Annotated in this window: 24 protein-coding genes; 7 read left to right on the top strand and 17 right to left on the bottom strand. The window is 46.3% G+C overall.

The features are described 5' to 3' along the window. Window positions 1–129 precede the first annotated feature (129 nt). Window positions 130–540, top strand: a complete 411-nt coding sequence (locus tag ACFQ0N_RS31055) for a hypothetical protein (protein ID WP_379333823.1) — start codon at window positions 130–132, stop codon at window positions 538–540. Between the two features lie 39 nt (window positions 541–579). Beyond that, window positions 580–1,002, top strand: coding sequence for a tetratricopeptide repeat protein (locus ACFQ0N_RS31050; protein WP_379333821.1), 423 nt, complete (start codon window positions 580–582; stop codon window positions 1,000–1,002). 224 nt (window positions 1,003–1,226) lie between these two features. On the opposite strand, the gene ACFQ0N_RS31045 is transcribed toward ACFQ0N_RS31050, so the two are convergent. The 3 genes from ACFQ0N_RS31045 to ACFQ0N_RS31035 all read right to left on the bottom strand — a co-directional run bounded on the left by ACFQ0N_RS31045 (window position 1,227) and on the right by ACFQ0N_RS31035 (window position 3,947). After that, window positions 1,227–1,994, bottom strand: a complete 768-nt coding sequence (locus ACFQ0N_RS31045; RefSeq protein WP_379333819.1) for a class I SAM-dependent methyltransferase — start codon at window positions 1,992–1,994, stop codon at window positions 1,227–1,229. A 306-nt stretch (window positions 1,995–2,300) separates the two neighbouring features. After that, window positions 2,301–2,888: a CDP-diacylglycerol--glycerol-3-phosphate 3-phosphatidyltransferase gene (gene pgsA / locus ACFQ0N_RS31040; RefSeq protein WP_379333817.1), complete on the bottom strand. Its 588-nt coding sequence runs from the start codon at window positions 2,886–2,888 to the stop codon at window positions 2,301–2,303. A gap of 156 nt (window positions 2,889–3,044) precedes the next feature. After that, on the bottom strand, window positions 3,045–3,947 hold the full coding sequence (locus ACFQ0N_RS31035) for a GNAT family N-acetyltransferase (protein ID WP_379333815.1): 903 nt from the start codon (window positions 3,945–3,947) through the stop codon (window positions 3,045–3,047). Window positions 3,948–4,152: 205 nt separating this feature from the next. On the opposite strand from ACFQ0N_RS31035, the gene ACFQ0N_RS31030 reads away from it, so the two are divergent. Then, on the top strand, window positions 4,153–4,344 hold the full coding sequence (locus tag ACFQ0N_RS31030; protein ID WP_379333813.1) for a hypothetical protein: 192 nt from the start codon (window positions 4,153–4,155) through the stop codon (window positions 4,342–4,344). A 174-nt stretch (window positions 4,345–4,518) separates the two neighbouring features. Here ACFQ0N_RS31030 and ACFQ0N_RS31025 read toward each other — a convergent pair whose 3' ends face one another. The 8 genes from ACFQ0N_RS31025 to ACFQ0N_RS30990 form a co-directional block, all read right to left on the bottom strand. Next, entirely contained in the window at window positions 4,519–5,139 is a 621-nt protein-coding gene (locus tag ACFQ0N_RS31025) for a TylF/MycF/NovP-related O-methyltransferase (protein WP_379333811.1), read from the bottom strand. A gap of 437 nt (window positions 5,140–5,576) precedes the next feature. Next, on the bottom strand, window positions 5,577–6,374 hold the full coding sequence (locus ACFQ0N_RS31020; protein WP_379333809.1) for an SDR family oxidoreductase: 798 nt from the start codon (window positions 6,372–6,374) through the stop codon (window positions 5,577–5,579). 384 nt (window positions 6,375–6,758) lie between these two features. Further along, the gene (locus tag ACFQ0N_RS31015) at window positions 6,759–7,625 is read right to left on the bottom strand and encodes a GNAT family N-acetyltransferase (protein WP_379333807.1); all 867 of its coding nucleotides are present in this window, start codon (window positions 7,623–7,625) and stop codon (window positions 6,759–6,761) included. A gap of 31 nt (window positions 7,626–7,656) precedes the next feature. Beyond that, window positions 7,657–8,514, bottom strand: coding sequence for a stalk domain-containing protein (locus ACFQ0N_RS31010; protein WP_379333805.1), 858 nt, complete (start codon window positions 8,512–8,514; stop codon window positions 7,657–7,659). 131 nt (window positions 8,515–8,645) lie between these two features. Continuing rightward, window positions 8,646–9,254, bottom strand: coding sequence for a response regulator (locus ACFQ0N_RS31005; RefSeq protein WP_379333803.1), 609 nt, complete (start codon window positions 9,252–9,254; stop codon window positions 8,646–8,648). Between the two features lies 1 nt (window position 9,255). After that, window positions 9,256–10,179 (bottom strand): sensor histidine kinase, encoded by a 924-nt coding sequence (locus ACFQ0N_RS31000; protein ID WP_379333801.1) that lies wholly within the window; start codon window positions 10,177–10,179, stop codon window positions 9,256–9,258. A 228-nt stretch (window positions 10,180–10,407) separates the two neighbouring features. Next, the gene (locus ACFQ0N_RS30995; RefSeq protein ID WP_379333799.1) at window positions 10,408–11,556 is read right to left on the bottom strand and encodes a DUF418 domain-containing protein; all 1,149 of its coding nucleotides are present in this window, start codon (window positions 11,554–11,556) and stop codon (window positions 10,408–10,410) included. Between the two features lie 275 nt (window positions 11,557–11,831). Beyond that, complete coding sequence (locus ACFQ0N_RS30990; RefSeq protein WP_379333797.1) at window positions 11,832–12,635, bottom strand: AraC family transcriptional regulator; 804 nt, start codon at window positions 12,633–12,635, stop codon at window positions 11,832–11,834. A gap of 134 nt (window positions 12,636–12,769) precedes the next feature. Here ACFQ0N_RS30990 and ACFQ0N_RS30985 point away from each other — a divergent pair, with 134 nt between their 5' ends. The 4 genes from ACFQ0N_RS30985 (at window position 12,770) to ACFQ0N_RS30970 (ending at window position 17,468) form a co-directional block, all read left to right on the top strand. After that, on the top strand, window positions 12,770–14,209 hold the full coding sequence (locus ACFQ0N_RS30985; RefSeq protein ID WP_379333795.1) for an MFS transporter: 1,440 nt from the start codon (window positions 12,770–12,772) through the stop codon (window positions 14,207–14,209). A 372-nt stretch (window positions 14,210–14,581) separates the two neighbouring features. Continuing rightward, complete coding sequence (locus tag ACFQ0N_RS30980) at window positions 14,582–15,814, top strand: sensor histidine kinase (protein ID WP_379333793.1); 1,233 nt, start codon at window positions 14,582–14,584, stop codon at window positions 15,812–15,814. Next, the gene (locus ACFQ0N_RS30975) at window positions 15,778–16,503 is read left to right on the top strand and encodes a response regulator transcription factor (protein WP_379333791.1); all 726 of its coding nucleotides are present in this window, start codon (window positions 15,778–15,780) and stop codon (window positions 16,501–16,503) included. Before ACFQ0N_RS30980 ends, ACFQ0N_RS30975 begins: the two co-directional genes overlap by 37 nt. Further along, window positions 16,500–17,468 (top strand): CPBP family intramembrane glutamic endopeptidase, encoded by a 969-nt coding sequence (locus tag ACFQ0N_RS30970; RefSeq protein ID WP_379333789.1) that lies wholly within the window; start codon window positions 16,500–16,502, stop codon window positions 17,466–17,468. The genes ACFQ0N_RS30975 and ACFQ0N_RS30970 overlap by 4 nt, the downstream gene beginning before the upstream one ends. 278 nt (window positions 17,469–17,746) lie before the next feature. On the opposite strand, the gene ACFQ0N_RS30965 is transcribed toward ACFQ0N_RS30970, so the two are convergent. From ACFQ0N_RS30965 to ACFQ0N_RS30940, 6 genes are all read right to left on the bottom strand, one after another. Next, complete coding sequence (locus ACFQ0N_RS30965) at window positions 17,747–18,949, bottom strand: pectin acetylesterase-family hydrolase (protein WP_379333787.1); 1,203 nt, start codon at window positions 18,947–18,949, stop codon at window positions 17,747–17,749. A 105-nt stretch (window positions 18,950–19,054) separates the two neighbouring features. Beyond that, window positions 19,055–19,657 carry a class I SAM-dependent methyltransferase gene (locus ACFQ0N_RS30960; protein WP_379333785.1) on the bottom strand — a complete coding sequence of 201 codons (603 nt, stop codon included), beginning with the start codon at window positions 19,655–19,657 and terminating at the stop codon, window positions 19,055–19,057. Between the two features lie 396 nt (window positions 19,658–20,053). Continuing rightward, a complete protein-coding gene (locus ACFQ0N_RS30955; RefSeq protein ID WP_379333783.1) occupies window positions 20,054–20,824 on the bottom strand; it encodes an ABC transporter permease in 771 nt (256 codons plus the stop codon). Next, complete coding sequence (locus tag ACFQ0N_RS30950; RefSeq protein WP_379333781.1) at window positions 20,825–21,583, bottom strand: ABC transporter ATP-binding protein; 759 nt, start codon at window positions 21,581–21,583, stop codon at window positions 20,825–20,827. It lies immediately after the preceding gene. Between the two features lie 15 nt (window positions 21,584–21,598). After that, window positions 21,599–21,949: a DUF1048 domain-containing protein gene (locus tag ACFQ0N_RS30945; protein ID WP_379333779.1), complete on the bottom strand. Its 351-nt coding sequence runs from the start codon at window positions 21,947–21,949 to the stop codon at window positions 21,599–21,601. 13 nt (window positions 21,950–21,962) lie between these two features. Next, window positions 21,963–22,310 carry a DUF1048 domain-containing protein gene (locus ACFQ0N_RS30940; RefSeq protein WP_379333777.1) on the bottom strand — a complete coding sequence of 116 codons (348 nt, stop codon included), beginning with the start codon at window positions 22,308–22,310 and terminating at the stop codon, window positions 21,963–21,965. Window position 22,311: the final 1 nt, after the last annotated feature.

Genomic DNA, 22,311 nt, shown 5'->3' with positions numbered 1-22,311 from the left:
CCGCGATCTAGGGCAGAATGAACTAAGAGCTATGAGGTCATTAATTTTAATGCGGGATTAAGATGGGAGGTGGGGGATCTTGCAAAGAATTCCCGGTCATCTATCCCATTGGACTAGGAGAATCGGATCATGTCTGTAATACATGCCTACCTTACGAAGTCGTCAAATCCTTACCCCCACGAGCGTCTTGCCTCTGAGTTAAGCGCCTATTTTGATTTTGAAACAAAGAACGGTCTGAAAATCGGGGTTTCGGCGAACCCATTCACGAAAGAAAGATATGTGATTCTTCGTTGGTCCAGGTGGAATTTTTCGGCACATTTTGAAACTGGCCCTAATGTAGTCGCAGATGCCAATTATGTTGCAAGCGCCCTCAAGGATTGTCCGCCTGAAGTCGAAGACTGTGCCGAGCGCATTCGCTTCGTATTCTCGCCTGATGATGGGAGAGAATTTACGAATCATATCATTTGGGCGATAGACTATTTATCGGCAATACCCGACGCAATCATTTTTGGTGAAAGTCAAAAAACGATAATTGGCTAAAATTCATTAATCCAATCGAATAGAACAGGAGAGATCGCGTTGCAGCTTTCAGATTCCACTTATTCCGAAATTACCGCTCTATGTAAACAAGGCGATGATTTGGTGAAGGCAGGCGATCTTGAAGCGGGAAAGCAAAATTATATTGCCGCCCTCCGTTTATTGCCTGAAAATCATCGAGAATGGGAGGCCGCTACCTGGGTATACGCGGCTATTGGGGATGTCCATTTTCGTTTGAGGAATTACGATAAGGCCTTCAAGTGCTTTTTTAATGCCGTACAGTGCCCAAAGGGGTTGGGTAATCCATATATTCATCTTCGGCTGGGGCAGTTGTATTATGAACAGGAAAGCTTTGAAATGGCAGCTGATGAGTTAACCCGGGCTTACATGGGCGCCGGTATTGAGATTTTTATGGAAGATGACCCAAAGTATCTTGAGTTTTTGGAGACAAATATAGAGATTTGAAATTTCAGGCTGCGCAAGAGATGATTAAGGTATTTTAAAATTTTTTTTACCTTTAGATTTGGAGCTGCGCTGTCACAAGAGGAAGATTTTTTGGGTTATGGATAAATGCCGCCGTCACTTATGGTACGGTTCAGCTTAAAGGGTCTATCGGCGAAAAATGCGAAAGGAGCTGCCGCGGCGCGACAAGCTCCTAGAAATCCATTTGATTAAGTTTTGAATATTATCTAAGACAACGCTTTGGCCAGCAAGTAAAACCGGTGCTGTGTCACCTCAAAGTAACCTTGCCGTTCAATAAGCAGATGAATACTGTATACTTCTTCTCTGTATTTATCGAGTTCGAAATCCAGAATCTGCCACGGAATGGCCTTCAAATAATAGACCAGTGCGCCGACATCATAGAATCGTTGACTAAGAAATTGCTCCGACTGTTTCACGACTTCAAAGTGATTCTCCCGCACACCCCGTATGGCGGCATCGAGCTTCCATTCTGCAAATGCTGTATTTAACGGCACGCCGAATCGTTCGTTGATCTCTAAGCAATCGGTGCCTCCCGACTGTTGAGTGAGGAAGTAACCGCCATCGGTGAGCACCCGCCGAACCTCCCGTGGCGAATACGATTCATGCTTGTTCAGCACCAAATCGAACTGGCCAGTCTCAAAAGGAAGATGCTCGTCATCCTCCACAGAAAGGACAGTCACACCCAGCGGCTCCAATCGTTCCTTGGCGACGGACAAATTCGGTCGATAGCCTTCTGTAGCGCAAACGGATTTCGGCCACGGCCTCAACATCGACAACAGCTCCCCGCCGCCGGTTCCCATATCCAGCATCGACTCGGCATCCTGCATAAGGGGGATGGCCATGCTTCCGTATGACCAGTGCAAGCAGTCGCTATTCATTCGTCCCGTTTCCACAATATAGGAAAAATCCCATCCCGAGAATGGCTGATTCGCTTGCCCAATCCAATGTTCAAATTGCTTGTCTTCTCTTCTCATCTACAAGTCCCTCCAATATCGTGATCTGCAAATCGAATAGTACTCCATTTACAGATACCGTCCGGTGGGCCACGCGCATAAGGAGATAGGACTTAGTATTCGTGTTCGATCAATCGCATAAAAGTGCTCCTCTCAATTCATACAGTCACTACATGTCTCCAACAATATTGACGATATCATCCTGGATTCGCTTCGTTTCTTGGTTTTTCATACGTAAGACTTGAATTCGCCACCGTTATCTATCTATTTTTCTTACTTATCATTATAAAACGAATATTCTGTCCTTTAACGTGGTAGCCTTTGAACTTATAGTTCTAATTGCAGTTCACGGTAATTGTTTTTCATGTATTTATATCCAGAATATGCGGTCAAAGCAGAAGCTAAGATCATGATAGTTAGATCGACTGGAAAATTTGTAATATAGGAAAATGGGAAATTACCTAGTAACACTAAGGTGATTGCTACCACCTGAAACACTAACTTTACTTTTCCATGTTTGTCTGCAGCAAGGGCTACTCCTTTCGCCGCGGCAAGGATTCGAATCCCTGACACCATTACTTCCCGTCCAATGATTACAACCGCTATCCACGAAGGGATCATGTTATGCTGGACCATCATAATTAAAGCTGCCGAGACTAAAAGCTTATCTGCAAGCGGATCTAAAAGTTTACCCAAATTCGTTATCTGATTGTACTTACGTGCAATGTAACCATCTAATTTGTCTGTCGCTGACGCAATAACAAATATTGCAACTGCCCAGAATAAACCATGCTGATTTATGTAATTTAGAAAACCAAACTGCTCTACTATCCATGACGGATACTGTTGAAACACAAGGATAAACAGTGGGATCATTCCGATTCTTAGGATTGTAATTTTATTTGCAAGGTTCATGTACTCACCTTCCACTTTTGTTTTAATTTTACTGTAAGTCCTCCCACAATGAGATCAGACACACCGCTGCAATGGTACCAGTGCGATTATAGATAATACTTGAGGCTAACCGTAATTCTATCTGATCGTTCTCGCTCCCGTTACTAAAATCGTCTATCAGTTTCTGCATGGCAAGTGAAATGTTGTTTGCTCTAGTCCAGGATAAAAACCAAAATTGTAGTATAAAGATTCAGCCGGGTTCCCCACGGTCACGAACAAACGAATAATTTCATACTTTTCATTCAACACAGTTAATGCTTTCTTTAATAACTTGGTCGCGATCCGTTTGCCGCGATATTGGGGAAGCACTGCGATACCTGATATTAAAGGAAGATCCTCCCATAATGATACTAAGCAGACTGCAATCATTTCGCCAGTAGACTTATCAAACACGATGCTTGATGCCGCTTTCAATATCTCTGCTTTATTATGTGAGAAGTAATATTCGAGATCTAACTTCTGTTGATGAATCGAATTATCTGCTGGATACCCAATACTATCAGTGCCTGAATAAGACTCAAAAAATAACTCAGCAATTTTATCTAATTGCTCCAAGGTCGGGGCTGTTACAAAAAATTCTTCTCCCCAATCCTCTGATTCAAATAATTCAGTTGGTCTTATCATTACACGCCTTATTTCAGAAGGTAAGAAGCCTAAGCGCAAAAAATGTTCTGTTTGATAGGGTAATATTCCATAGACATAAATTTGTTTGCTTCGATCAGAACATTGTAACAGAAGCCGTTTTAATTTTAATAACACCCGGTATATATCACTCAACGGCGGTTCTAAGAAAAATGAGGACATTGAATTGGGTTCAATGCAAACTCCACCGATTCGCTGTTTCTTGTGTTTAATCCAGTAACAAGGGGTGTCTTTTCCGAAAATAGACAATCTTCTTTCCCAGCTTTGTCTGAAGAAAATGTTTTCTCGATATGTTGTGTAGTGTATAGCGAATTCTCTATAGTTAGCTTTTACTATTTCAAACTCTTCATCTAGAGTGTATTGTGAACCAATTGACATTTTCTGACCCCCTAACGAGTGACCAACATCTAACAATAACAAGATTATAACAATTAGCCCCTCTTTATGACTGGTACAGTTTCATTTAAACTATTTTGCCATCAATATACAAGAACTCTGTGAACTCTGGTTGTGAAGTACTGCGGTACTTCCATTAACTAGATATGGATTACAATGGATCGACGGGTGACTATACGCATTATGGTTGGAAGAGATCAAGTTACGCGAGGCAGCGCGGGAACAAGCCATCACAGCGGCCATCCTGAAGTTCGTCCTGGAGGAGCAGCATGCGGCCGTGATCAAGCGCATGGAAGATGTGACACGTGAATATTATCGCTCGATTGGCTTAGGTGAAGCTTATGCGCAGATGGAAGCGGGGGAGGCAATGAATGAGTGATACGGGAAGCCACGAGGGAGAACTCCGAGTGGCTCCGCTACCTAGCCTCACAGGGTTGTCTGCTGATTCCGCTTCCCCGAAAATCCTCCTGCAGACCATAGGCCGAATACCCCGAAAAGTGAATACGGTGTTAGAGGAAGTAGTCGCCTTCTTCGATTCCGCCACCAAAATCATTTATATTATTACTTTAAGGGTTGCCCCATACCTTCCGTTTCTTGATACAGGTGAGACCTTACGATTGTATTGGTCAATCCATTCAATTAATGCCTTATACTCTCCTTCACGCCAATTCTCATACTGCCTTATTAGTTCTCCCCATCCTGTTATCTCATCAAAATATAATATTGTACCGGGAACGATCTGGCCGTTAAGTTCATTAAGGATTGTCTTCGCAGAGCTATATAAATCTGAATCAATATTGATAAACGCAATATTTTCTGGATGATCAAATTTAAAAGTAGGCAAAGTATCTTGGAACCAGCCTTTGACCAATCTAACGTTATCACGAACTTCTGGCAAACTTTCCACTGCAAATGTTCCTGCGGGATAAACGATTTCATCATCAACGCTTCGTTTCCACTTCTCCGGCAGGCCTGCAAACGAGTCAAAACCGTAAATTAAAGAAGGATTGATAATATCCGCAATAAAGTTTGCAGAATAGCCTTTACGAACTCCGAACTCTAAGTATAATCCAGAATAAATACTTACTTGTTCTAATGAGAATTTAATGTGATCCATACGATCCTCAATTAATCTGGAATTATACAAAGAATCAATTAGTTCCTTATTACCCATTCGGTCCACCTACTCCTTTATGTATGTATGTCTTAATGCGGCTATTTCCTCTAACATATTATTCACGAACTTCGTAAATTCCCCTATTTTACTTTCATTCCTGAAATTACAATATACCCTGATCCACTTATGATATCACAGGATGGAAATATATAGTGCAATATTTCGACCTTTCCACAGCAAAAACCCTTAAACCAAAGATCGAAGGGGTTAAAACACACTCTATTCCATACGCTCACTGACACCCATACTTCTCGACACCCACGATTTTTCGCCGTCACTTATGGTATGGTTCCCCGCGCTGTCTGTAACGGCAAGTTTAAGAGCCATCCTTCGCGGATGGCCCTTTTTTAGTTCGCTTTCTTCAACTATCGTTAACAGCTAGCGTAACGAAAAGTCGGGCCTAACCCTTCACAAAGCTAAGCAATAAGACTCCTTTAGAAACCGCCTCTAGAATGAATGATTTGGCCGGTAATCCATTGGGAATCGTCGCTTGCCAGAAAAGCGATCAGACGGGCTGCATCTTCTGGAAGACCAATCCGGCCCATCGGGAATCGCGGCAGCAGTGCATTTTTCACCTCTTCGGACATCCAGCCGGAATCGGTAGGACCGGGATCGACCGCGTTGACCGTAATGTGAAACGGTGCCAGCTCTGCGGCCAGTGATTCGGTAAAAACGGAGACCGCACCTTTTGTCGCAGCATAGGCAAGATTGCCAGGCATAGGTCCTTTACCTTGGCCGGAAGTGAAGTTGATGATTCGTCCACCGAGTTCACTATTAGAGGAACGAGCGTTTTTCTCGGCCTCGAGCATGCGTGCGAATTCGGCGGACAACATGAAGGTACCCCTAATGTTTACAGCACAATGAGCGTCGATGAGAGTCTCATTTAATTGACGGAAATCAGCATCAACGCTATACGTAGCATTATTGATGAGGATAGTTGGAAGACCAACCGCTTTCCGGACTTCACCCAACAAATAGGACGCGGAACCCGGTACGGTGAGGTCCAATTTCATGTGTGCAACTTGAACACCCAATTGTCGTAGTTCTCCTGCGAAAAAATCGGGCCAATTCTCATCAGCATCATTTGGATTGATTTCTTTATCGTAGTCATACAGGTGTGTAAAGAACAGGCTGGCACCTTCATTAGCCAATGCCCGGCAAATCGCAGCCCCAATTCCACCTTGACGACTCGCGCCCGTGACTATGGCTATTTTACCTTGCAATCTGGTCAATTTAATATACCTCCCGTTAAGAGAAGACGAGAGAGCCGTTCTTTATATGGAGATGGATAAATCCCGCCGCTAAATAAAAAAGCGGATACATCAAGTATCCGCGCAACAGGTGTATCGAACGGTTGCTCGCATTCCTTGAAATGGTTGAGGATCGTGATATGAACCGGAGGAATGGCGCTAACCATTACCGGATCACGCGATCGGATTTAATCAAACCATTACAAGGTAGTCCACATTGGCTTACGAGTCCCCTTTCCTTCATCTCCATATTTTGTATTATCGAGTAAATTTAAAGTCAAGTCAAGGACTAATGCAATATACTGCTCGTTCAGCTTAAATCCGAATCAAGTAAAACTTCTTACATATATCATATTCGTGAACCATTCATTTAGAGAAACTTGGTTGATATCTATAGTAATCTTGTGCATGAACCGCCTTGAATCCAACCGATTCATATAACCCTAGAGCGTGGTCATTTTTCGTTTCAACTTCTAAGTGTACTGAGTATCCGGCCGAGTTTTGCTCTTTAATGACTCGGCGCAACACTTTTCTGCCTATTCCTTTGCCTTGGTATTCTGGCAAAATGGAAAATCCATAAATCCACGCTTGCCCCTCTTCTCGGCTCACTCGAATTTTCCCTACCGTTCTTTCGTCCACGACAATCATGAGCATTTCAGTGTTATCCTCCAAGGCCTTGCTTTCCATCACTCTGGCGTCTTCTTCGTCCACTCCGAACGCCGTAACGGATAATCGTACGCGCATTTCGTAATCTTCTAATCTTGCTTGTCTTAGAAGAATACTATCCGTTTCTTCAAGAGGCTTTTCTTGCCACTCCATTTGATGCTCCGAGAATGCATACTCAGCACCTAGTTTACTCAAAAAAGCTTTTGCCGTATCGGAGCCCGCAGGCGCGTTCAACAAGATTTTCTTGTATCCGTTTTGTTTGACCTTTTCCATTCCTAGTCGGAACAATCGATGGAAATGCCCCGTTCGTCGTTCACTTGGTTTAACCATGCCGCATATTTCGACTGTAGAACCAAAAATGTACAATCCTAAAAACGCTACAAGTTCGTCATTTTCGTAATGAAAAAAATCCAGCTGATCAGATCCGCGGTTTCTGAGCATTTCCCAGTTAAGTTTCAGTTGTAAATGATCATGAGTTTCACACTCTTTTTGCAATTGTTCAATATCTTTTAATTGTTGTGTCGTTAACATTTTTCTCCTTTGGCTATAAGGCTGCCATTGCTGCAAGAGCCTAAGCTACCACCTATCCCGTGCCGTTCTAGAACGACAGCTCCAACTTCTTAAGCTTATTGTCCCAGGTCGCTTTCCCCCCGATAATAGCAGCGACCTGCTGTGCCGGAACGAACGTCATGCCGTAATAGCGCTCGACAACTGTATCCATTTCGTTGTGATTGCCATCAAAATATACATAGTCGCGTCCTACATGATAGACATATTCCTTACTTTTGTACTTCAACGTGACCTTCTGCTCTTCTTCATCATTGAACGCATACTCAATTCCAAGCCTACTCATGAACGCGTCCGTTAACGGTAGCATAACACGATTGTCTTTATTGGAATAGACCTCGTCGAACGGACCCGTAGCGGCGACATCCACACCATTAATGGAGATCGAAACGTCGTACCGCTTGAAGAAGCGCTCCAGAAGATCCTTGCCTTTAACTGACTCTCGCTCGTCATAAAGCTCCTCTTCTTCTGCACTTAGATGTAATTGGTGCGTAGTAGAGATTAAGACCATGTTGTCAGATTCAGTCCTACTAGCCTCGGGCCTCGACTTATTAGACAGCGTAATGACCTCATACATACCACCAACCTCGAAGCTAACACCACAAGAGTACCCTGGTGGTGTGTTCACCAGCATAATCGCGCCCACATCGCCCTGCTCGACCTTAAACACCTCAAAAGCTACATCATACCCGATGTCCAGTTGGCTAGTCCGAACCTCAAGTACCTTACCCACGAACACGTTCGAATCCGGCCTTGGTGCGATAAAGCCGCCTCCACTGCATGCCGATACTTCAGTAGCCTTCCCGACGAACCCTACCGTTCCAAGCAAGAACGCTATACCTACCAGAAGCAATCTTCTCATTTTTCTTATCCTTTTCTTCTTCTGCATACACGTCCTCCTTTTTTCCCTGCTTGGCGACCATCTTTAGCATGCGAGTTGCGGGATAACAATCCTGGCGTCAAAGCAAGCTGAAGGTTCCCTCACAAGCCCACCTGCCAGGCGGTCTTTCCCCACCCTGCTTATGAAATCCATCCGCGTTCCTGCGCTTTTTCAGTCGCCTGCTGCCTGGTCTCTACCCCCAGCTTTTGAATGGCGACAGACAAGTAATTCCGGACGGTCCCCTCCGTCAGAAATAATTGCTTGGCAATTTCCTTGGTCGTCAGTCCAGACTTGGACAATCGCAATACATCCGTTTCGCGTTCGGTCAGCGGATTTTCTTCCCTAAGGAAAAGAACCGCCGCCAAGTCGGTGCTAATCACTCGCTCGCCAGCCATTACTTTGCGGATGGATTGGATTAAGAAATCAATCGGTTCATCTTTTAATAAGTAGCCTTCTACCTTTAATTCCATTGCTTTTTGCAAAAAACCGGGGCGAGCGAATGTCGTTACGATTATGATTTTTGTAGAGCGTCCTTCCTGTCTAAGTCTCTCTGCAATTTCAAGTCCTGAAAGGAAAGGGATCTCGATGTCGAGCAAGCATACTTCCGGCTTATAATGTCTAATAGCTTCCCATGCAGCCTGTCCATTCTCTGCTTCCGCTACGACTTTCATATCCTCCTCCATAGATAACAACGCCGTCAACGTCCCCCGAAGCAATTTCTGATCTTCTGCGATGACTATACGTATCACCTTACTGCACCCTCCCGTTGCTTATCAGCGGTACCTTAAGCGTAATAACCGTTCCATGGCCCGGACTTGCTGTCATATACATATCTCCCTGCAGCATTGTCATTCTTTCCTTCATCGTTTGCAAGCCGTTTCCTTCTCCCTGTCTCAAGTTTCCAAGCCCGTTATCACTCACTTGAATACAGTAATACTCCGTCTCAATGTATGGTGTGATCGTACACTGGTCAGCGGCGCTATGTTTAATGATGTTGGTAATGGCTTCTCTAACGGAAAGAGCCAGCATCGTTTCGGCCACATTCGACAAGGTGAACATGTCCCCCTCGTCCTTCACGACTAATTCAATGCCAGCATTTTTTAAAATATCCTTTGAAAGCTCCACTTCCTTCTTAAGGGATATAAATTTCATGTCGGTGACGAGTTCCCTCACCTGCTTTAGCGCATAACGTGAAGTGTTCAAAATGTCATGCAGCTCGTGCTTCGCCTTCTCCGGGTTTTTCTCCATCAATCTCATCGTTAGCTCACTTTTCAATTTGATCATCGTTAAGGTCTGTCCAAGTGTGTCATGAAGATCCCTAGCAATCCGATTTCGTTCCTCCTCCTGAATATACCGCTCAAGCTGGGCATTGGCGACCGCCAGCTTTTCCTTCAAGATATTCGCCTTTCTTCTCGTATATACCACAACAGGCACTGCAAGCTGGGTAACCATAAACAGAAGTTCCAATGTTGAAAAAAACGCAAAAGGATTTCCCGTATCAATCCAACTGAATAGCACAAACATAGCTATAATTCCAGCCATCCCGGCGATCATAATCGCCATCCGATGGGCTCTGCCAAGCAAATCGGCAAATACAAACCCGTACAGAATGACCCAATTGCCTGAGTAAATGCCAAAAGCTAAAAGCAATGAGAAGCCAACGAGACTGGCCACAAGTAACCGCCAGTTCCGATACCATAGTCCAACATAATAAGATGCCAAGAACAACAAAAGAAACCCTGCCTTGATCCCCCAATGGATGGTGTCTTTTTCAAAGAACACGTTAAAAACTAAAACTATAATGACAAGGACATCGATCATAAGATATTTTTCAATATGATCTAAGGGATATATTTTTTTCTTTTCATCGTTCATACACACCTTATTTGTTCATCTCTTTCGTTACTGATTTCTTATTAAACTTGAGGTGAATCTTCGCACTGCTTCCATTGGACCATACTTGAATCGCTTCAACCATATTGACGCAAAGATAATTTGGAAATAGCATATCGCCAACCAGATGAATACAACGGTTACCGAATTCACCTTATCGCCCAATCCAAAGCCCCATCCATAAAAGATGGCTGCAGAAATGACATTTTGCATCACGTAGCAACTGAGCGACATTTTGCCTACTTGTTCAAGCTTGCTCCACAACCATAGTTTCTCATATGCTTCTATCAGCTTAGCAATCAACCCGATGTATCCGAGAGAAAGGATGGGGGCAAATAAATAGCGTATAGGCAAATCAAAATAGCCGCCGGGTATGAAAATAAGCATATTAAGCGGAAGGCCTATGCATAATCCAATATGAAGAAGCTTCTTCCGTTTCTTCTTACCATTCTCATCGGGCGCAAAGACCCCCGACCTCATCATACGTATGCCTAGCAGGAACAGAAATATGTTCATCGGGATTACAAATAGAGTCTCTAACCGCAGCGTTATAAAATTCCCGAGCCTGAAAGCTATCTGTTGAAGCCAACCGCCCTCCTTATATAGTAACACTGTCTCTTTCATATCCCCTAAAGATATATTACCACCTGTCACACCAAGATAGATGAGGAAGACCAAAATAAGAAGCATAATAGTCCCATGCAATCCGCCAATAATCTTCATTGCTCTACGGATAGCGCGGTCTCCGCCTTTGATCACAAAAGCAGTAATAATCGCCGTGATGCCGTAGCTCATGAGAATATCATATTCCATTACTAGAGAGAAGTGAATGAATCCTTCTGCCAGAAGGATAACAGACGTCCATATATAAACGCCGGGCCATGGACTGCCCCTTCTCAATGCCTGCCGGTACTTCATCTCCAGTCCAACCCCGAACATAATGGTCAACAATCCAAGCAGCTTTCCATTAACCAAAAACAGGACAAGCACTCTTACGAATTGTTGGAAGGACGCCCACCACTCACTGTTCTTAAAGGTGAATATATAATTTGAGTCCCCCATATGAGCAAAGATCCAAATATTCGTTCCAAGTGTTCCCATAATGGCAAAACCTCTTAAAATATCTAACAAGCGTAATCTGCTGCCATTCCCTTTCATAGCGTCCATCATCCCTTCCGTTCAGTTCGTATCCTTATCTTATCTCTGAACAGCAACAGGTGATATTCACAGCCGTCAGCCACTTGGTATGACAGTGTCATAAAATCCATCCGATATCCTTTAATTCCTTTGGCGTTTCATCTTTCTTCATATTTTTCCGCCTTTCGCGAATTGATTCGACTATCCTGCCCATTCGTGATAAACGAACAAGCGCCGCGGCACATAACGACCAAAATTCTTGCCTACTGCCGAAAAACTGCGGGCGCATTCATTGATTATTTCTCCTCTCGTGTCGCCAAATAACGGCCCGGTGAGTCCCCGAAAGCACGTCTGAACATCGCGATGAAACTGCTGGGCGAAGAATAGCCCAGCGCGTCGGCAATCATTGCGACAGAATCCCCCTGTGCCAGCATTTCCAGCGCATGCGTCAACCGTGCCTGTTGACGCCACTGAGCGAACGTCAAGCCGGTTTCCGCCAGAATCAGCCGCCGCAAGGTCCGAGGGGAAAGAGCGGCCCATGCAGCCCAGTCATCCAGCGTTCGGCTGTCCTCAGGACACTGCAAGATTTCGTTCGCAATGCGCAGAAGACGGGGCTCGGAAGGCATGGGCAAGTGTAAAGACTCCAACGGCGCTTGAACGATTTCATCGAGCAAAACGGCAGCGATTCGCTCCTGCTTCGGCTCCAGAAAGTCCTGATCGTACCAGGAGGCTGCCCGCCGGACCAAAGCGTACATCAGCTCGGAAATGCCGATCACGCAAGGGTGTGACGGCAAATCACGACCGATCTCAGGAAGGACAAGCACACACCATCCATTCATCGCGCCGCTCACGCTGACCTTATGACGCACGTCCGGCGGTATCCAGCCAGCACGATGCGGAGGAAGCAGCCATGAGCCATGCACGGTGCGGACATGAATAAGGCCGCTCTCCACGCAAAAGATTTGTCCGCGCTTGTGACTGTGCCAATCGTATTCGCGCGTGCCAAGCCGAAAATCGTGAGCGGAATTTTCCGTGCCCCAGAACGCGGTCAAAGAAGGACCGTCCAGCCGGTCACTATAATCAATGGTCTCATTTTTCATGTCAATCGATCCTTTCGTGGCCATTTTTCGATATATTTTGTCCGAATAGCGTTATCATGCCTCATTCTTTCCAGTGTATGATAATAAGCGAAAAACGTCTATCGAGGCGTAAATCGTTACAAGAGGTGAAGCTTATGAACTCTGCATCTTCTTCCGCCGCGACAGTCGGCTCGACACCATTGCTGCGACCTGGTGTTCCTGCATGGATTGCCTCGACTATCGCTTGTGTTTGCGCGTTTATGGTTGTCATGGACAGTTCCATCGTTAACGTCGCGTTATCGGCGATGAGTGCCGACCTTGGTCTCTCGGCCACGGGGCAACAATGGGTTGTGGACGCGTACTTGTTAATGCTCGGCGGCTTCATGCTGCTCGCTTCCAGAGCAAGCGATATCTATGGGAGAAAAGTCATTCTGCAAACCGCGCTGATGCTATTCACAGGTGCGAGCCTTGTTGGCGGCCTTGCCACAAACAGTGTTATGCTAATTGCTGCACGGGCTGTTCAGGGCTTCGGAGGATCGGTGCTGGCTACATCTACGCTAGCGGTCATCGTGGCCTCTTATCCGAAAGGTCCCAAGCAGAAACGGGCGATCTCGTTATGGGCAGCATCTTCGTCGCTCGCTTCCGCTTTCGGAGTTATTATCGGCGGTATGCTAACCAGCTTCGCCAGTTGGCGCTGGGTTATGTTCGTCAATGTGCCCATCGGTGTTGCGCTTATAATAATCGTTGCGCTCAGTCTCCAGCGCCAGCCTAAAAACGCCAAGCGGGAGAAGCTGGATATTCCCGGTGCGGCTGCGATTACACTCTCTGTCGCAGCCTTCATCTACGGGATCACGCAGACGGTCGATCGAGGTTGGGACTCACCGGTCGTTCTCTGGACGCTCGGATTATCGCTGATTCTCTTGACTGCGTTCGTCTGGGTGGAGCTCCGTGCGAAGCAGCCGCTCATTCGTCTCGAAATCTTTCGTCACCAGAACGTGCCTGTCGGTATGATCATGGTACTTGGGCTCGGCGCGACCTTGACGGCCAATATGTACTTTCTCTCGCTTGTCCTGCAAAATATCGAAGGCTACAGTCCGTTTGACACAGGTCTTGCCCTGTTGCCGATGGCCAGTATGTTGGCCGCCACCGCTATTGTTTCTCGCCGTCTTGAGGATGCGGGATTCCATAGGCTTCCTTTCTTCGGCGGTCTTCTGGCCGCGGCAGGATTCGTCTGGCTAAATTGGCTGCCGCTTCATCCGGATTACGTCACCTGGCTGCTGCTTCCCAGCTTGCTCATTGGCGCAGGGCTAGGGTTGATGCTGATGACGGCCATTCACGCTGTGCTCGCGGGTATCCCATCCAAAGATTCCGGCATCGCAGCAGGGCTGCAAAATACCGCCCGCCAGCTAGGCGGCGCGCTCGGCATAGCGGTACTCGTAACCGTGGCTCACGCAGTGGCAGGCGGGCAGCCATCTGCCGACGAAATAGTCGGTGCTTCGCAGCTGTCCGGGTACCATGCAGCTTTCCTGACAAGTGGGGGAATCAGCGCGATTTCGGCCCTTGCCTCATTGCTGCTGCGCCGTAATGCCAGCTGAAACGTCACATTTGTGCGGGCAACAAGCAAAGCGAAGCTATTGCTTCACGGAAATATCGAGTGGAGCCAAGCGGGACGCGCGGAATTGAAACGCCTCCGGTCATAAAAGAAGGACCTCATATCCGATATCAGGCGGAAGATGAGGTCCTTTTCCAATGGCAAAGAGTTCATTGTTTAGCGTAGTGACAAAAAGCATTTATCGATTTCGGGCAAAGAATTTCCTTTCTACATTTATCATATATTCGTTAATTCATGCTTGCTTTCTCAACATGTGATTTGATTCTACTTCTAACAACATTTTCTTATCAATCAAAAGTCACTACTCTGTTATGACTTTTTTATGATACCTTAAAGAAAAAGAGGGAGGAATCCTGTGTCCGCCAAGTCCCTGAGTTCTTGTGTTTGGGTCCGTAACAAGGTGGCAGCTACCGTACCGTACAGGCATTGGTTTGATTATGTGATCATCGGCACTCGAACCTTATGGTTCCTGCTGGGGGTTCATTACCTCCTAAGCCGCGCTGGCGGCGATTTAAGCGGCAGCGCGGGGTTTGCAGCCACGGGTGACCGGTGGCTCATTTTGCTGTTTTACACCTTGGCTTATGTTACGCCGATGGTCCTCTTTATGCGCCGCGGCATTCCGCGGATGTTCCCGGTTCTGGCCGAATTATTACTTAACGGAACCTTTTTCTGCTTGATGGCAGCAAGCTCGACAGTCGAATTCGAATTCGGATTTTATAATTTCCCTTCCATCATGTTGGGGTATATGAGTGTCGGCCGAATCGCCGTCGTCTCGGCTGCTTCATCCGTTATTGTCATTCCATTACTGGCCGGATGGTTTCGGGGGACCGGGATAGAAACGACAATCAGCGTGGCCATCGAATTCGGGGTTCTCTACGGCAGCGGCTTCTGCTTTCAAAAGTTGATTGCCTCCTATGGATTGATCACCAAACAAAACCAGACTTTGGAGCTTTATGCCAAACAAATCGAAGTACTGACACTGACGGAGGAACGAAACCGACTTTCACGTGAACTTCACGATACGGTCGGCCATACGTTTGCCACGACAATTACGGGGATGGATGCGGTGCATTACCTCATCGACGTCGACCAGCAAGAAGCGAAAAACTGTCTGCAGGAGCTGCTTGAAGTGACGAGAAACGGACTGGACGAGGTTCGAAGGCATATCCATCAGATTGCTCCGGAAGAGGAGGCGCGGACGCTTACAGAAGCTCTTTCGCAAATCGCCGGTGAGTTTGCGTTCCATACGGGGACCGAAATTGCAGTGCATGTCGAAGGAACGGAATATACTGTCTCAGAAAACGTTCGATTAACGATGATCCGTTGTCTGCAGGAATCCTTGACTAACGCCAACAAGCATGGAAAGGCTTCTTCGATCCGCATTGAGCTTGCCTACTCGGAGGAATGCGTCGAAATCAAAATTGCCGATGATGGGAAGGGGGAAAGCGAACTGGTCGAAGGCTTCGGGTTAAAGGCTATGTACGAACGGGCGGCAAATCTGAACGGCACCTTGGCGATAACTTCACATTCTGAAAATGGGACGGTAATTGCATGTACGATTCCGACGAAAAAAATACACCGGAAATGAAAGACATCCGAGTACTGATCGCAGATGATCAAGAGATCATTCGTAAAAGTCTGAAGATTGTCCTTGGTTCGGCAGCGGATATTGAAGTCGTTGCAACGGCGGCCGACGGGAAGGAAGCCGTTGATCAAGTGAATCGGTTGAAGCCCGATTTGGTGTTGATGGATATCCATATGCCCATCATGGACGGAGTAGAGGCAACTGCTATTATCAAAGCAAGGTGGTCTGAGGTCAGGGTCCTTGTGTTGACTACGTTTCAAGACGTACGCTACGTCGTCGGGGCTTTAAATGCAGGTGCTGAAGGGTACATCCTGAAGGCAATCCATCCCTTGGATCTCGCAGCAGCGATAAGGTTGGTGTACCGCGGAGAAACGATGATTACGCAGGAGGTGGCCAAATCGTTGTTTGCCCGCTCTCTGGGTACGGCCAATCCGAAGGAATCACCGTACGGATTAACCAAGAGGGAGCTGCAAGTGCTTAAGTATATTTCGGACGGGATCGCAAACCGAGCCATTTCCGATCGCATGGGTTTATCGGAAGGTACGGTCAAAAATTATATTTCCAATGTTTATTCCAAGCTAAATGTTCACAATCGGAAATCGGCGATGAAGAAAGCTTCCGATGAACGGCTGGTTCAAATACAAAATCAGACGACTTATACCCTTAAGGGAGGAACGAGTAAGACGCCATGACCATGAAGACTTTATTGCAACCCGAATCCCCGACATTAACCTTACGTGCTCAAACGAAGCGTGTTACTCATCCGATAGCAGCGGTGCTGCTCTCCTTCGCTTTCGTTCTTGTCAGTATCCTGCTCGCGGAAACGCTGTCCGGTTCCCTGAGCACGGCTCTTTCAGGACTTGAGCAGTCTCTTGTTCATCAGCCTGCCATCTTTTCTGCTATCGCGAAGATTCTCATCTTATGGCTTTTGAATGTGCCTATCTATCTGATGCTCTGGGGGTGGCTGAAATGGTTCGAGCGCCGTCCTTTCGGGACACTTGGTTTTTCACGCCAAGGACTCGTTTCTGGATACCTCCGGGGCCTATGTATCGGCTTCCTAATGATAAGCTTTGCGACAGGCATCGCGGTTCTCTTGAACATCGGAAGCTTCATTCCCTTAAGCGGTCCGCTGGAAGGAGTGCCGGCGCTTGGAGGAATTATGCTCGTCTTCCTCGGGTGGGCAGTTCAAGCCTCGGCAGAAGAGGTGTTGTATCGCGGTTGGCTGCTTCAGACGATCAGCATCCGTACGAACCCTTGGATCGGGGTTTTGCTTTCTTCCCTTTGTTTTGCCTGTGTTCACGGTCTGAACAACGGCTTCTCTCCTTTGGTTCTCTGTAATCTATTTCTGTTCGGGTTATTTCTTGCACTCTATCGCATCGCGGAAGGATCGCTTTGGGGAGCGTGTGCCTGGCACGTGGTATGGAACTGGGCTTTAGGCAACATCTACGGGGCGGAAGTCGGTGGCAGCGCGGCAGAGGGTGGGCATCTGTTCCATTTCCAACTCGCCGGTCCGGATTGGCTGACGGGCGGGGCATTCGGATTGGAGGGCAGCATCATCACCACAACGGTATTTTTGATCGGAATTGGGTGTGTGTTTGTAATGCTCAGACGGAGACAACGGAAGGAAAGAAGATCCGTTGAACAAGCAAACGGCTGACATGTTCTGATCGTGCTTATGAGATTGTACGTGAATCAAATTGTTATCTTCATTTCCGCGAACATGCACAGAAGGCCGTCAAAGTAATCGGCGGCCTGGTTATAGATGATTCAACTATCGTTTCCCATTAGCGTAATGGGCTAACTGGTGTTCACCAAAAATAACTAAGATAGCGGGGATGCCCCATAAGAAATAAATTAAGTCTTCATTTCAATGAAGAAGATAGCAAGTGCTGATAGTGAATTAATGTAAAGAATAGTTCTCCCCCTCTGACAGCGTCAGCCCTTTTTCTCTACAAAATGCCGCCCCACGGAGTAATATTCATCCTTGTTCACGGCATCGTCCAGCCACTTCATCAGCTTCACCCCGTCCTGTTCGGCTTTGTAGAAATGATTTAATGGAGAGAGTGTATGTGGTGTCCTGCCCGTCTTCTCGTTAAGACCGTAATCAGTGATGTAATAATAGTAGCCTGGCAATACTTCAGTTAGCTCTCTGGCAGATTGCAGCATGCGGGCCGACCAGCGATGCACATATTCGCCATCGTCCGAAACGTCACCATTCAGATCCTTTTCAAAGTCGAACAGCAGCTCATCATAAAGCGTATTGGACTGCAAAAGTACCGCATTGTCCGGGAGCAGCTTGCGGTTCGCCGCGAATACGGATGAAATCAAATCGCCGTCGACTTCATAACCAAAGGTTGCCGCAAAGTTGGCCTTCCATTCGTTATCAATAATATCCGGCCAGCGGTCGGCATTTAAGTAGGAGCCGTCCGAATATTGATAAATGCGGGCATCCGGGTAGCGTTTCGCAATCTCAGGCGCCCAGAAAGCAGCTCCGAACCCTCCGGCGCTTTCTCCCGCAATGAGGATCTTTTCCGGCGCAGCAAAATGGTTTGCAATCCATTCCAATGCTGCACGCGTATTGGCTTGACCGTTGTAACGCATTGTAAATGGCTTGCCTTTGGCGTCCATATATTCCTTGGATGCATTCCCAATATGCAGATCACCAGTAGAATAAGGGATATATACAATATTCCAATCCTTGAACGGATTGTCAGGGTTATTATTTTTCAACAGGCCGCCAAGCGTACTTACTTTAAAGAATGGAATGTTCGGAAAGTAATATTTGATCTCACCGTTCTTCATTACATTACTCAGACTGATTGGCTGCGCGGCAGTCACCGCATCCCAGGCCACACCGCCCCCAGAAAAATAAATGATCAATTTATCTTCAGCAGCTGCTCCCTTATTGGCAAGTAAATAATATTCCGAACCGTCGGCAGAAATTACTTGTGCATCCTGGTCAAACTTGATTTTATTCCAGACATAGCGCTCCGCAGCAGACCATTTATCCGGTTCAGCAGGCTTTTCAAGTACGAAGAAATAAACATAACCCGCTAAAACACCCAAAATAAGCGCAATTCCGCCTATCGCAGTCAGGAGAATCTTGTTGATTCTTTTCATTGTTTTCTTTTTTGCCACACAAAAACCGTCCTTCCAACCAAAAAATAGTCCACAAGCTTTTCAAATAAAAACAGACGGTACTCACTCCGTCTGTAACGCACTGTCCCGCGCTGTCACGGCAAGTTACTTTTGAGCATCAAGAATGAACATCGATGCATCTTGTCCCATGAATATTTTACTTCCAGTATAAAAAGTTTTGGATTGAATATTCTTATACCCAATTTTCGTCATCAGGTCGGTTAGCTCATCTTGATGAAATCCATTATGAACGATATCTGAAACGATATTTTCATTTTTATTAAAATCTACGATGAGCAAATGTCCTCCTTCATTGAGAACATCAAATAATCTTGATAAAACGAATTCATAATCATCAATATGAAGTAGAACCTGAGCCATAAAAATATAGTCGGCACGTAAATCCGATAAGCCTTCCTTTTCAAAATCAAAGCATAACGTATCTGCATTTCGAATATTGAAATCGGAAATTTTTTGTTTGATTTGATTAATCATGTTTGATGATGTATCCAGAAAAAGCATAGAATGAAAATCGTTTAACAAGTTCATGCCAACAAGACCGGTTCCGCACCCAAAGTCGATAGCATTCTTACTTTTAGCGTCAACTAAATATTCACGGATGGCATCTGATGACACCATGGCGATTTGGATTCTTTCAGGAGTGTCGTAAATATTAGCGATCATTTCAAACTTATCCGTATTTCCCATGTTCATCTCTCCAATCTGTCTGAATAATAAAGGTTGAGCACATACCGATAATTCCGATACCCGAAAGCATAAGCACCCTTGCAAAAATCTTCCCACCGTAGTCGAATCCAAAGCACCATACCCCATCGATAATATCACAATATAGGAAATGATAGGCATAATTGTCCAAGAAAAACCCCTAAACAAGCACAAAAGGCCACTGAAGTAATCGGCAGCCTAAATGAACTTGGTTAAAATTATTGTTCCCCGTTTGCGTAACGGAATCCTCGATTTGATGCCTACTTCAAAGAAAGGGAACAGGCCACCCTTGCGGGTCTGCTCCCTGGTTCTCTTTATTCCCTTTCACATAAAGGAGTAATAGAATATCACTTCGCTGCGACTTACTACCTGCAAACATTAAGTTGCTTTCCGTTTGTACGCGCGCATTGCAAATATATAAGCTACGAGCATAATTCCGATGCACCACGCAAGCGCGATCCAAATATCATTGCCCACAGGCTGACCTGACAGAAGCGCACGGATAGTTTCCACGATTGAAGTCACCGGTTGGTTATCGGCAAAAACGCGAACGACCTTCGGCATCGAATCGGTCGGCACAAAGGCCGAACTGATAAACGGCAGGAAGATAAGCGGATAGGAAAATGCGCTTGCACCTTCCACCGATTTTCCGGACAATCCGGCAATCGCTGCGACCCAAGTCAAAGCCAGCGTAAACAGCAAGAGTATACCGGTTACGGCTAGCCATGGCAGGAACCCTGCCGACGAGCGAAAGCCCATAATGAGCGCTACGAGAATGATGACGACAAGAGAAATGAAGTTGGAAACTAGTGAGGTCAGCACATGCCCCCACAGCACGGCGGAACGCGCAATCGGCATGGAGTGGAACCGTTCAATGATGCCCCGCTGCTTATCCATAAACAGGCGGTAAGCCGTATAGGATATACCACTTGCAATTGCAATCAGCAGAATACCGGGTAACAGGTAGTTCACATAATTATCCGTACCGGTTTGGATTGAGCCGCCAAACACATAGACAAACAGCAGCATCATCGCAATCGGAGTGATGCAGACCGTGATGATGGTGTCCATGCTGCGGAAAACATGACGCATGGAACGTCCAAGCATCACGCTCATGTCGCTAAAAAAGTGACTCTTTACCGTCTCCATTTACATGGCCTCCTTTTTACCGATAATTGCGAGGAAAATCTCTTCTAATGAAGGTTGTTTTTCCACATACTCCACCTTTGCGGGCGGAAACAGCTTTTTCAGTTCCTGAAGCGTGCCATTGGCAATAATCCTGCCTTCATGCAAAATGGCAATTCGATCGGCTAGTTGTTCAGCCTCATCCAAATACTGAGTGGTCAGGAATACCGTCGTTCCACCGTTGGCAAGCTCTTTCACAATCTTCCAGGCCTCAATGCGCGCCTCGGGGTCAAGCCCGGTGGTCGGCTCATCAAGGAAAATAAGCTGCGGCTTTCCGATCAGGCTCATGGCAATGTCGAGCCTACGGCGCATACCGCCCGAATAGGTGGACACCTTACGGTCGGAGGCATCGTTCAAGCCGAAGCGATTCAGTAAATCATCCGCGACATGACGCGGATTTTTAAGATGTCGCAGTTTGGCGATCATGATGAGATTTTCCCTCCCCGTTAATATCTCGTCCACGGCGGCAAATTGCCCGGTCAGGCTGATCGCATGCCGCACATGCTCGGGTCTTGACGCGACGTCAAAACCGTTTACGGTGGCGGTGCCCCCGTCCAGCTTGAGCAGCGTGGTGAGGATTCTGACAATCGTCGTCTTGCCCGCGCCGTTGGAGCCAAGCAGGGCAAAAATCTCGCCTCGCTTCACTTCAAAATCGACGCCCTTTAAGACTTCTGTGTTTTTGAAAGACTTTTGCAGCCCTTTCACTTGAATTGCTTTCTCCATCCCGTTATCCCACCTTTACTTTTTTTTATCCGTCACCTTTTTCATTGCCTTGTTAACTTCTTGGTTAACAGATTCTTGATAGATGTCAGCGTAAGTTTTTGAATCTTTAATTAGTTCGTCGCAAAAAGCCGCTACGTCACTTCCCGTCACATCAAGAACGCCTTTCCCCAAGGCCGCGCCCTCTTCAAAAAGATCAACAATCCCCGATAGCAAACCCGTACCGTCGGTTAGTTCAACAGGGCCGACCTTAAAGAAATATTTTTGAATCTCTTTATAAACAATCTGATAATCTCGTGGGAGCGCTTTGACACGCGCCATGTGCGCCCGCCATTCTTTTTTGCCTTGGATGATATCTTGTATGCTCATTTTATCCATTCTCCTATTTACCCAATTTTTTAGCGATATTATTGTTGAGTTGCTCGCGCCACTTGTCGCGATAAGATTTTGCCCCTTCTTCGCCGGCCAGCGCTGAACAGAAGCCTTTGATATCGTCACCCAAAACCTCTTGGACACTCTGACCGTCAGCCGCCGCCTCTTCGAGCAGACCAAGCACACCGTCGAGAATTGGCATTAGGTTGCGGCCGGTGAAATCTGAATACGACCAAAGATTCACATTAACTTTTTCCCATGCCGCTTGATAATCAGCCGGCAGCTTTTTGGCACGCGATTCAAAAATTTTCATTTCTTTAGTCATGTCGCTGCCGGTAATTTTTTCCCAAAAATTCATT

Origin of the sequence: Paenibacillus sp. GCM10027626 (assembly GCF_042676285.1) — a bacterium.
Classification (GTDB): domain Bacteria; phylum Bacillota; class Bacilli; order Paenibacillales; family Paenibacillaceae; genus Paenibacillus_Z.
This window is presented reverse-complemented; position numbering and strand designations above follow the sequence as displayed.

Bases quoted from the DNA above. Each gene is read 5' to 3' on its own strand.
- ACFQ0N_RS31010 (WP_379333805.1), bottom strand. From the start codon at position 8,514: ATGCAGAAGAAGAAAAGGATAAGAAAAATGAGAAGATTGCTTCTGGTA.
- ACFQ0N_RS31025 (WP_379333811.1), bottom strand. From the start codon at position 5,139: ATGGGTAATAAGGAACTAATTGATTCTTTGTATAATTCCAGATTAATT.
- pgsA (WP_379333817.1), bottom strand. From the start codon at position 2,888: ATGAACCTTGCAAATAAAATTACAATCCTAAGAATCGGAATGATCCCA.
- ACFQ0N_RS30950 (WP_379333781.1), bottom strand. From the start codon at position 21,583: ATGGAGAAAGCAATTCAAGTGAAAGGGCTGCAAAAGTCTTTCAAAAAC.
- ACFQ0N_RS30990 (WP_379333797.1), bottom strand. From the start codon at position 12,635: ATGAAAAATGAGACCATTGATTATAGTGACCGGCTGGACGGTCCTTCT.
- ACFQ0N_RS30985 (WP_379333795.1), top strand. From the start codon at position 12,770: ATGAACTCTGCATCTTCTTCCGCCGCGACAGTCGGCTCGACACCATTG.
- ACFQ0N_RS30955 (WP_379333783.1), bottom strand. From the start codon at position 20,824: ATGGAGACGGTAAAGAGTCACTTTTTTAGCGACATGAGCGTGATGCTT.
- ACFQ0N_RS31035 (WP_379333815.1), bottom strand. From the start codon at position 3,947: ATGTCAATTGGTTCACAATACACTCTAGATGAAGAGTTTGAAATAGTA.
- ACFQ0N_RS31055 (WP_379333823.1), top strand. From the start codon at position 130: ATGTCTGTAATACATGCCTACCTTACGAAGTCGTCAAATCCTTACCCC.
- ACFQ0N_RS31045 (WP_379333819.1), bottom strand. From the start codon at position 1,994: ATGAGAAGAGAAGACAAGCAATTTGAACATTGGATTGGGCAAGCGAAT.
- ACFQ0N_RS30960 (WP_379333785.1), bottom strand. From the start codon at position 19,657: ATGGGAAATACGGATAAGTTTGAAATGATCGCTAATATTTACGACACT.
- ACFQ0N_RS30995 (WP_379333799.1), bottom strand. From the start codon at position 11,556: ATGAAAGGGAATGGCAGCAGATTACGCTTGTTAGATATTTTAAGAGGT.
- ACFQ0N_RS30970 (WP_379333789.1), top strand. From the start codon at position 16,500: ATGACCATGAAGACTTTATTGCAACCCGAATCCCCGACATTAACCTTA.
- ACFQ0N_RS30945 (WP_379333779.1), bottom strand. From the start codon at position 21,949: ATGAGCATACAAGATATCATCCAAGGCAAAAAAGAATGGCGGGCGCAC.
- ACFQ0N_RS30975 (WP_379333791.1), top strand. From the start codon at position 15,778: ATGTACGATTCCGACGAAAAAAATACACCGGAAATGAAAGACATCCGA.
- ACFQ0N_RS30940 (WP_379333777.1), bottom strand. From the start codon at position 22,310: ATGAATTTTTGGGAAAAAATTACCGGCAGCGACATGACTAAAGAAATG.